The 2,532-nt window shown below is 66.3% G+C and carries 2 protein-coding genes; both read right to left on the bottom strand.

Annotated elements, in window-relative coordinates; all coding sequences use genetic code 11:
- Positions 1-299 precede the first annotated feature (299 nt).
- Complete coding sequence (locus AC0L2V_RS32105) at positions 300-1,493, bottom strand: IS91 family transposase (RefSeq protein ID WP_473514078.1); 1,194 nt, start codon at positions 1,491-1,493, stop codon at positions 300-302.
- 2 nt (positions 1,494-1,495) lie between these two features.
- Positions 1,496-2,404: a tyrosine-type recombinase/integrase gene (locus tag AC0L2V_RS32100; RefSeq protein WP_473522176.1), complete on the bottom strand. Its 909-nt coding sequence runs from the start codon at positions 2,402-2,404 to the stop codon at positions 1,496-1,498.
- Positions 2,405-2,532: the final 128 nt, after the last annotated feature.

The following is a 2,532-nucleotide window of genomic DNA, read 5'->3' as shown; positions in this document are numbered from 1 at the left end:
CGTGAAGAGTTTCGGGCGCCGGCAGGCGTACGAAAGTCCCCGAGGAAGGAACCCGCGGGCCACAGGCGATGGCTATGGGGATTTCGGATTTCGGCAGATGTCGGCGATGGCGCGACCGCCGTCGGGAAGCTCTGGGTTGAATGCGGACAGACCGCTTCGTTGCGCCTCCGCGCGGTGTTGTCGGGACGGTGGGCGGCTGGGCGCGGCTCTGTCGGAGTCGATAATCACCATAGACGTGCGTCGATCCGTTGCCGAAGGCTGAGTGCCTGCAGCTGAAGGCTGAACCTTTCCATGCCGGGTCATGGCGTGCTGCTCCCGGTCGACGGGGAACCGTGTGGCGGTCCGCGCGGCTGCCTCCATCGTTCGAACACCTCGATCACGATCATGCGGCCGCCACAGCAGGGGCATGGCGGGCGAAAGTTGTCCGGTTCGTCCGTGGTGTCATCGTCTGACGGTGCGGCGGCGTTCAGGAGTTCACGAGCAAGCGCGAGGCTGGCCTTGCGAGCAGAGCCGGCAAGCAGGCCGCAATGCCGGATGCGGTGGAATCCCTTTGGCAACACGTGGAGCAGGAAGCGGCGGATGAACTCGTCGGTCGCGAGCGTCATGAGCTGCTGCCGGTCGGCGCCTTCGCGACGATAGTCCTTGTAGCGGAAGGTGACGCCGCTCTCGTCTAGGCGGATGAGGCGGCTGTTTGAGATCGCGACCCGGTGCGTGTAGCGCGACAGGTAGGCGAGCACCGCTTCCGGGCCGGCGAAGGGCGCCTTGGCGTAGACCACCCAGCGCTTCTTCCGGACCGGCGACAGGTGGCGCAGGAATGCCCGCCGTTCCGCGAGATGAGCAATTGCGCCGAAGAAGGCGAGCCGGCCAGCGTCGTGCAGCGCGATCAGCCGGGTGAGGAACAGGCGGCGGAACAGCTTGCCGAGCACCCTCACCGGGAGGAGGAAGGCCGGGCGCGACGATATCCACCGGCTCCCGTCGAGCGAGACGCCACCGCCCGGAACGATCATGTGGACATGCGGATGGTGCGTTAGCGCCGAGCCCCATGTGTGGAGCACGGCGGTGATGCCGATGCGCGCGCCGAGGTGCCTGCGATCGGCCGCGATCGTCAGCATCGTCTTCGATGCCGCCTTGAACAGCAGATCGTAGACCAGCGCCTTGTTGTGGAACGCGACGTCGGCGACCTCGGCGGGCAGAGTGAACACGACATGGAAGTATCCGACCGGCAGCAGGTCGGCTTCGCGCTCGGCGAGCCATGTCCGCGCCGCCGCGCCCTGGCACTTCGGGCAGTGCCGGTTGCGGCAGGAGTTGTAGGCGATGCGCCAGTGGCCGCAGTCCTCGCAGGCCTCCACGTGACCGCCAAGGGCCGCGGTGCGGCAGAGTTCGATCGCCGACATGACCTTGAGCTGCTGCAGTGTCAGGTGCCCTGCATGGGCGGCCCGGTAGGCGGGCCCCGCGCTGCGGAAGATGTCGGCAACCTCGATCGAGGCGCGCACGCTCAGCCGTCGGGTGAGATCTCTTCCGGCTTGAAGAGGCCAAGCTTGTCGAGCGGGCTCGTGACGGTGCGCACCGTGCGGGTTGCAACCTTGGTGTAGAAGGCGGTGCTATTTAGCTTGGCGTGCCCGAGCAGGACCTGGATGATCCGGATGTCGGTGCCGTCCTCCAGCAGGTGGGTGGCGAAGCTGTGGCGCAGCGTGTGCGGCCCGACCCGCTTGGCGATGTCGGCCGCCTGCGCTGCCTCGACGACCACGCGATAGAGCTGGCGGGTGCTGATCGGCTTCATCGCATGCTGCCCCGGAAACAGCCAGCCGTCGCGATGCATGACGCCCTGCTGCCGTCCGACCCTCCACCATTGCCGCAGAAGAGTAAGCAGGTCTTCGGACAGCATGGCGTTGCGATATCGCCCGCCCTTGCCGCGCTCGACACGTAGCAGCATGCGCTCGCTGTCGACATCGGCGACCTTCAGCATCGACACCTCGGCGACGCGCAAGCCCGCACCATAGGCGACCGAGAGCGCGGCCTGGTGCTTGAGGCAGGTGGTGGCGTTGAGCAGCCGAGCGACTTCGTCGCGGCTGAGCACCACCGGCAGCTTGCGCGGATGCGCCAGCCGAACGAGCTTGCGCGCCAGATCGGGACGATCGACCGTATGCGTGAAGAAGAAGCGCAGCGCCGACACGATGCTGTTCATCGTCGGCACGGGAACACCGTCGCCCTGCTGCTCGATCTGGAACCGGCGCAGGTCGTCGGTGGTCGCTGTGTCTGGTGAACGCCCGAGGAACGTCGCCAGGCGTCCGATGTCGCGGAGATAGTTGCGCTGCGTCTCCCGTGAGAAACGCCGCATGTTCATGTCGTCGATCAGCCGCTGACGAAGTGGACTGATAGGTGCATCAAGAACAGGATAGGGCATGGTCAGGCTCCTTGTTGAAGAAGCCCGTAATGCTCTGCCGCTGCCGAACTACCCTCAATGCGAGCGCGACGTCCGGTTCGTGATCTCTACCTCACCCCACGCGCCCATCCCGCGCAGCGGGTTCGTTC

The organism is Mesorhizobium sp. WSM4814, from assembly GCF_055811595.1.
This window is presented reverse-complemented; position numbering and strand designations above follow the sequence as displayed.